Source organism: Phytoactinopolyspora endophytica, from assembly GCF_004138495.1.
Lineage (GTDB): Bacteria > Actinomycetota > Actinomycetes > Jiangellales > Jiangellaceae > Phytoactinopolyspora > Phytoactinopolyspora endophytica.
This window is the reverse complement of the sequence record NZ_ML142859.1, coordinates 186,792-193,641: the sequence shown is the minus strand read 5'-3', so window position 1 is coordinate 193,641 and position 6,850 is coordinate 186,792. Positions and strand designations below refer to the sequence as shown.

The window sequence follows — 6,850 nt, the reverse complement described above, 5'->3', positions numbered from 1 at the left end:
ATTTAATGATTACCATAGACGTAACCAGCACGTCAGGAAGGATCAGCGGCGTCGCTAGACCTCGCCGGGTCTAACGACGTCGTTCTCGTACGCGAAGACGACGACCTGCGTCGCCGCGTAAGCCTCAAGTCGTACGACCCCCCCCAAAAAAAATCGGTCGGTCCGCGTTCCCCGGGTGGGTTCGTCCTAGGCCTGGCCAGGCATGAGACACTCCGCTCATGTCCGTCACCGTCGTAGCTGAGTCTCCCCTGCAGGACGATGTGCGCATGCTCATCTCCGGGCTCAACGAGCATCTGCTTCCTCTGTCACCGATCGAGTTCCAGTTCAAGATGACTGTCGAAGAGATGGCGGAGCCGGACACCACGGTGTTCGTAGCCCGTGACGAGAACGGGCACGCGCTGGGTTGCGGTGCGCTCAAGATCCATCAGGGCGGACTGGGCGAGGTCAAACGCATGTTCACCGCGCCCAAGGCGCGCGGTGCCCGCGTAGGGTCCACGGTGCTCGCTGCGATCGTCGAACGCGCGCGTGGCGAGAGACTGACCTGGCTCATGCTTGAGACCGGAACGGCCCCGGGCTTCGCCGCCGCACGACAACTCTACGAACGCAGCGGTTTCAAGCCACGAGGGCCGTTCCTCGACTATCCCGGCAGCAACTGGTCGGCGTTCTACGAGATGCAGCTCACCCGCTAGGGCGACGGGTACGGGCGTGGTGCGCCGCGTCGCACGGGCTCGCGGCTCGGCGGCTGCTCAGGCTCGGGACCGGCCGGTGGCGCCTCCGGGATCGGCAGGCTCACCGGCGCCCCGACCTCCACCGCCACCGACTCGCCGTGGTGGAAGAACTCGATACGGGACCCGTCCTCGTGGTCACCTTCGCGCAGGAAGTACGTGACCTCTTGCGGACGGACACTGACCCGCAACCGGAGCCCGTGCCACAGCAGCGAGAAGTCCAGCCGCTCGATCGTGCTCGGCAGCCGGGGCGCGAACGAGAGCGCACCATCGTGGTCGCGCATGCCGCCGAAGCCCGCCACCAGCGCCAGCCACGAACCGGCCAGGGCCGCCAGATGGACGCCGTCCCGGGTGTTCGCGTGGGTGTCGTGCAGATCGGTCAGCGCGGCGTCGCCCAGGTAGTCGTGGGCCAGCTCCAGATGCCCGGTCTCCGCGGCGAGCACGGCCTGCGTGCACGACGACAGGGACGAGTCCCGCACCGTGCGGGCCTCGTAGTACCGGAAGTTGTTGGCCTTCTCCTCCGGCGTGAACGCATCACCGCGCCAGTGCATGGCGAGAATGAGGTCACCCTGCTTGCAGACCTGGCGCCGATACAGGTCAAAGTACGGATGGGTGAGGAGCAGCGGGTAGTCATCGGGCTTCGTCGCAGCGAAGTTCCACTCCTGGAACCGGGTGAAGCCCTCGGACTGCTGGTGCACGCCGATCTCCTCGTCGTACGGGACGACCATGGCGCGAGCCGCTTCCTTCCACGACGCCGCCTCGGCCTCGTCCACGCCGAGCGCTTCGGCGACGTCGGGCCAGCGAGTGATCGCCTCGGCCGCTCCCAGCATGTTCCGCTGCGCCATCAGGTTGGTGTAGATGTTGTCGTTGGCGATGGCGGAGTACTCGTCCGGGCCGGTCACTCCATCGATGTGGAAGTCGCCGTGCCGATCGTGGTGGCCCAGGGACCGCCACAGCCGAGCGGTCTCCACCAGCAGTTCCACACCCACCTCGCGTTCGAACGTCTCGTCGCCGGTGGCCTGGATGTACCGCATGGTGGCATCGGCGATGCCGGCCCCGATGTGGAACGCCGCGGTGCCGGCCGGCCAGTAACCCGACGTCTCCTGGCCGCGGATGGTCCGCCACGGGAATGCCGCGCCCTTGAGCCCGAGGGTGCGGGCGCGCTCACGTGCGAGATCGAGGGTGGCGTGCCGCCACCTGAGCACCTGCGCGGCCGCCAGCGGCTTCGTGTAGGTCAGCACCGGCAGCGCGAACATCTCGGTGTCCCAGAAGACATGTCCGTCGTACCCGGGGCCGGTCAGCCCTTTCGCCGGGATGGGACGCATCTCGTTCCTGGCGCCGGCCTGCAGGACATGGAAGATGCCGAACCGGACCGCTTGCTGAACCTCCGGGTCACCGTCGACACGCACGTCGGCGGCGTCCCAATAGTCGTCCAGATACTCCCGCTGGTCTCGCCGGAGCCCGTCCCAGCCGGAAAGCTGTGCCGCGGCCAGTGCGGCACCGACCTGGTCCCGCAGCGCGGGCAGCGACCGCTGGCTGGAGAAACCGTAGGCGAGCAGCTTGACGACGCGAAGCCGTTGACCAGGCTGGAGGACGCACGCGATGGTGGTGCGTGCCCAGTCCGGGAACGCCTCTGTGTTCACCATCGTCTCGTCCGGGCCGTCGATCTGGTGCGTCGTCGCGGCCGCCATCCGCAAGCCACTGGCCTTGGTGCGATGGACCAAGAGGCCGCCGGCGCCGTTGGCGATGTGCTGCTCGGACTGGAGCGGTTCCCGCAGCACGGCCGCGACCCGGGGGTCACCCTTGCGGATCGGCACTTCCTCGTTCGCCACCAGCCCGGACTGGATGACCAGCCGGGTCTCGGCGTCGAGCGGTTCCACCTCATAGCAGATCGCGGCGACGGAGCGTTGGGTGAACGAGACCAGCCGGGTGGAGTGCACCCGCACGGCGCGTCCGGCGGGCGACACCCACTCCACCTTGCGCTCGAGAGTGCCCTCCCGCATGTCCAGTACGCGCTCGTGCGACCGCAGCTCGCCATACCGCACGTCGAACGGCTCGTCGTCGACGAGAAGCCGGATCAGCTTGCCGTTGGTGACGTTGACGATCGTCTGCCCTTCCTCCGGATAGCCGTAACCGGCCTCCGCGTGTGGCAGCGGGCGCAGCTCGTAGAACGAGTTCAGATACGTGCCGGGGAGCCCGTGCGGCTCGCCCTCGTCCAGGTTGGCACGCAAGCCGATGTGGCCGTTGGAGAGCGCCAGCACGGACTCGGACTGAGCAAGGACATCCAGGTCGAGCTGGGCCTCCCGGATGCGCCACGGCTCAGCCGGGTACCCCTTCTCACGGATCATTCGGATGCTCCATCCAACAGCTCGGCCAAGTCGCGGACCACAATGTGTGCGCCATGCTCGTGAAGCGATTCAGACTGGCCCACGCGGTCCACTCCTACCACGAGCCCGAAGCCGCCTTCACGACCGGCCTCCACGCCCGCCAAGGCGTCCTCGAACACCGCCGCATCACCAGGCTGGACGCCCAGCTTATCGGCGGCGGCCAGGAACGTGTCAGGATGCGGTTTTCCGCGGAGCCCCTCACGCCGGGCGACCACACCGTCCACCCTGGCCTCGAGGAACTGATCGATCCCGGCGGCCTTGACGACTTCGGCGCAGTTCGCGCTCGCCGAGACCACGGCGCGGCGCACTCCGGCCCGTTCGACCGCGCGCAGGTACGCCACCGAGCCCTCGTACGGGTCGACGCCGCGCTCCCTCAGGACGGCCAGCAGCATCGTGTTCTTCCGATTGCCGACGCCGTTGACCGTGTCCGCGCTATCCGGGTCGTCGGGATCGCCTTCCGGCAACGTGATCCCCCGCGAGCCGAGGAACGAGCGCACACCGTCCGCACGTGCCTTGCCGTCGACGTACACGTTGTATTCCCGGCCGGAGTCGAACGGTACGAACTGCTCACCGGTCTCCTCCGCACGCCGCCGGAGAAACGCGTTGAACGTCTCCTCCCATGCCGCCTTGTGCACCTTGGCCGTAGGGGTCAGGACACCGTCCAAGTCGAACAGACAGGCCCTGACGTTCTCGGGCAACCCCAGCACTCGCTCACCACCTTGTCGAAGATCGCCCGGGCACCGGTCGCCGGCGCGACCTGCCGCGCTGTTATGAAGAAGGATTCTCCTGAACAAGAACGCACACGGCATGCCGCACTGTTTCCTGCCAGGCGAGAAAACTCTAGCGTTCGCACACCTGCCATGCAGTGTTTCATCATGGGCGCGTCCGCCACGAGCTCCGGCCGGCTCAATAATCAGGTGAGTCGCGGGCCGTCGGCACCGTAAACTTGTTCTGGTATGTCTGGACCCTCCGTAGCCGATCTGCGCGCCCGGTTGGCCGAACTCTCGATCCGCGACGAGCACCGGCTCCGGCGGCGGCTGGACGGCATCCGCAAGAGCCGGCGGGATGAGAACGCGTCGGCGGCCCTCCGCGAGGCTGCCGCCGAGGTCGAAGCCGCTGAGAAACGCGTGGCGTCGCGCGTCTCATCCGTACCGCGCATCGTCTACCCCGAGCAGCTGCCGGTCAGCCAGCGCAAAGACGACATCGCGGCCGCGATCCGCGACCACCAGGTGGTGATCGTCGCGGGCGAGACCGGATCCGGCAAGACCACGCAGCTGCCGAAGATCTGCCTGGAGCTGGGACGCGGGGTACGCGGCGCCATCGGCCACACCCAGCCACGACGCCTCGCGGCCCGCACCGTCGCCGAACGCATCGCCGAGGAGACGAAGACCGAGCTCGGCGAGGCCGTCGGCTACCAGGTGCGGTTCACCCGCAAGGCCGACGACGACACGCTGGTCAAGCTGATGACAGACGGCATCCTGCTCTCCGAGATCGGCCAGGACCGGATGCTGCGCAGATACGACACGCTGATCATCGACGAGGCGCACGAGCGCAGCCTCAATATCGATTTCATCCTCGGCTACCTCAAGCAGCTTCTCCCCCGCCGCCCGGATCTGAAGGTCATCATCACCTCGGCCACGATCGACCCGGAACGGTTCGCCACACATTTCGGCGCACCGATCATCGAGGTCTCCGGGCGCACGTATCCGGTCGAGATCCGGTACCGGCCGCTCGTCGCCGACAACTCGACCGGCGCGGAGAACGACGACGGCGGGGCCGACGAGGAGTCCGGCGAGCCGCGCGACCAGGTACAGGCGATCGTCGCCGCCATCGACGAGCTGGCGCTCGAACCGCCCGGCGACGTCCTGGTCTTTCTCAGCGGCGAACGCGAGATCCGCGACACCGCCGACGCGCTCAACAAACGCTTCGCCGGCACCGCACACCGCGGAGCCGGCACCGAGGTGCTGCCCCTCTACGCCAGGCTCTCCGCGGCAGAGCAGCATCGGGTCTTCCAGTCGCACAACGGACGGCGCATCGTCCTGGCCACCAACGTGGCCGAGACATCACTGACCGTGCCGGGCATCCGGTACGTCGTGGACCCTGGAACGGCGCGGATCTCCAGGTACAGCCATCGCACCAAGGTGCAGCGGCTGCCGATCGAGCCGATCTCACAGGCGTCGGCACGGCAGCGCGCCGGGCGATGCGGCCGCGTCGCCGACGGAGTCTGCATCCGGCTCTACTCCGAAGACGACTACGAGTCCCGGCCCGCGTTCACCGACCCCGAGATCCTGCGGACCAACCTGGCGTCGGTGATCCTGCAGATGACCGCCCTGGGGCTCGGAGATGTCGCGGCGTTCCCGTTCCTGGACCCGCCGGACCGGCGCAGCGTCTCGGCCGGGGTCGACCTGCTGCATGAGCTCGGCGCTCTCGATCCGCAGGCGAAGGACCCGCGCAAGTCGCTCACCGACCTGGGACGGAGGCTCTCCCAGCTCCCGGTCGACCCCCGCATCGCCCGCATGATCCTCGAGGCCGATCGGCAAGGCTGCGCCCGCGAGGTCATCACCATCGCGGCGGCGCTGTCCATTCAAGATCCCCGGGAGCGTCCGGCCGACCACCAGCAGGCCGCGGACGAGAAACACGCCCGGTTCCGCGACCCCACGTCCGACTTCGCCACGCTGCTGAATCTGTGGCGCTACCTGGGCGACGAGAAGCGCGCCCGCACGTCGAACCAGTTCCGCAAGATGTGCCGCACGGAGTTCCTCAACTACCTGCGTGTCCGCGAATGGCAGGACCTGGACGCACAGCTGCGAAGCCTGGTGAAGCCGCTGGGTGTGAAGCTGAACGACGGGCCCGGCGGCGCGGACAACATCCATCGCGCGTTGCTGGCCGGGTTGCTCTCGCACATCGGCGTCAAGGAGGGCCAGGGCAACGAGTATCTCGGCGCCCGCGGCACCAAGTTCGGCATCTTCCCTGGATCGGGGCTGTTCAAGAAGCCACCGAAGTTCGTCATGGCCGCCGAGCTGGTGGAGACCTCGCGGCTGTGGGCACGGATGAACGCCCGTATCGACCCGGAGTGGGCGGAGACGCTCGCCGGCCATCTGGTGAAGCGCAGCTACAGCGAGCCGCACTGGTCGAAGAAGTCAGGCGCCGTCATGGCGCACGAGAAGGTCACACTGTACGGGGTGCCGATCGTCGCGTCGCGGCGGGTCCTCTACTCGAAGGTCGACCCGGAGCTGTGCCGGGAGCTGTTCATCCGGCATGCGCTGGTCGAAGGCGACTGGGAGACCCGGCATCGCTTCTTCCACCACAACCGTGAGCTGCTGGAGGATGTCGAGGATCTGGAGCACCGGGCCCGGCGGCGCGACATCCTCGTTGACGACGAGACCCTGTTCGACTTCTACGACCAGCGGCTCCCGGCGGACGTGGTCTCCGCACGGCACTTCGACGCCTGGTGGAAGAAAGCCCGCCACAGTGACCCCGAGCTGCTGACGTTCTCCACCGATCTGCTGATCAACGACGCTGCCGGCGGAGTCCAGCCGGATCACTACCCCGACGCCTGGCGGCACGGAGAGCACGAGCTGCCGCTCACGTACCAGTTTGAGCCCGGTAGTCGTGCGGACGGCGTCACGGTCGACGTGCCGCTCCCCGTGCTCAACCAGGTCGATCCGCGCGGGTTCGACTGGCAGGTGCCGGGCATGCGCGAGGAACTCGTCATAGCGCTGATCAAGTCGCTGCCCA

At 67.7% G+C, this 6,850-nt stretch carries 4 protein-coding genes; 2 read left to right on the top strand and 2 right to left on the bottom strand.

The window, feature by feature from the left end; translation table 11 throughout:
* Window positions 1-218 precede the first annotated feature (218 nt).
* Window positions 219-689 carry a GNAT family N-acetyltransferase gene (locus ELR45_RS20985; RefSeq protein WP_129668088.1) on the top strand — a complete coding sequence of 157 codons (471 nt, stop codon included), beginning with the start codon at window positions 219-221 and terminating at the stop codon, window positions 687-689.
* On the opposite strand, the gene ELR45_RS20980 is transcribed toward ELR45_RS20985, so the two are convergent.
* Both ELR45_RS20980 and ELR45_RS20975 read right to left on the bottom strand, forming a co-directional pair.
* A complete protein-coding gene (locus ELR45_RS20980; RefSeq protein ID WP_129668087.1) occupies window positions 686-3,073 on the bottom strand; it encodes a glycoside hydrolase family 65 protein in 2,388 nt (795 codons plus the stop codon). The genes ELR45_RS20985 and ELR45_RS20980 overlap by 4 nt on opposite strands.
* The gene (locus tag ELR45_RS20975) at window positions 3,070-3,819 is read right to left on the bottom strand and encodes an HAD family hydrolase (RefSeq protein ID WP_129668086.1); all 750 of its coding nucleotides are present in this window, start codon (window positions 3,817-3,819) and stop codon (window positions 3,070-3,072) included. Before ELR45_RS20975 ends, ELR45_RS20980 begins: the two co-directional genes overlap by 4 nt.
* 249 nt (window positions 3,820-4,068) lie before the next feature.
* Between ELR45_RS20975 and hrpA the strand changes: the two genes are divergently transcribed.
* On the top strand, window positions 4,069-6,850 hold a 2,782-nt coding region (gene hrpA / locus ELR45_RS20970; protein ID WP_240759960.1), incomplete at its 3' end, for an ATP-dependent RNA helicase HrpA.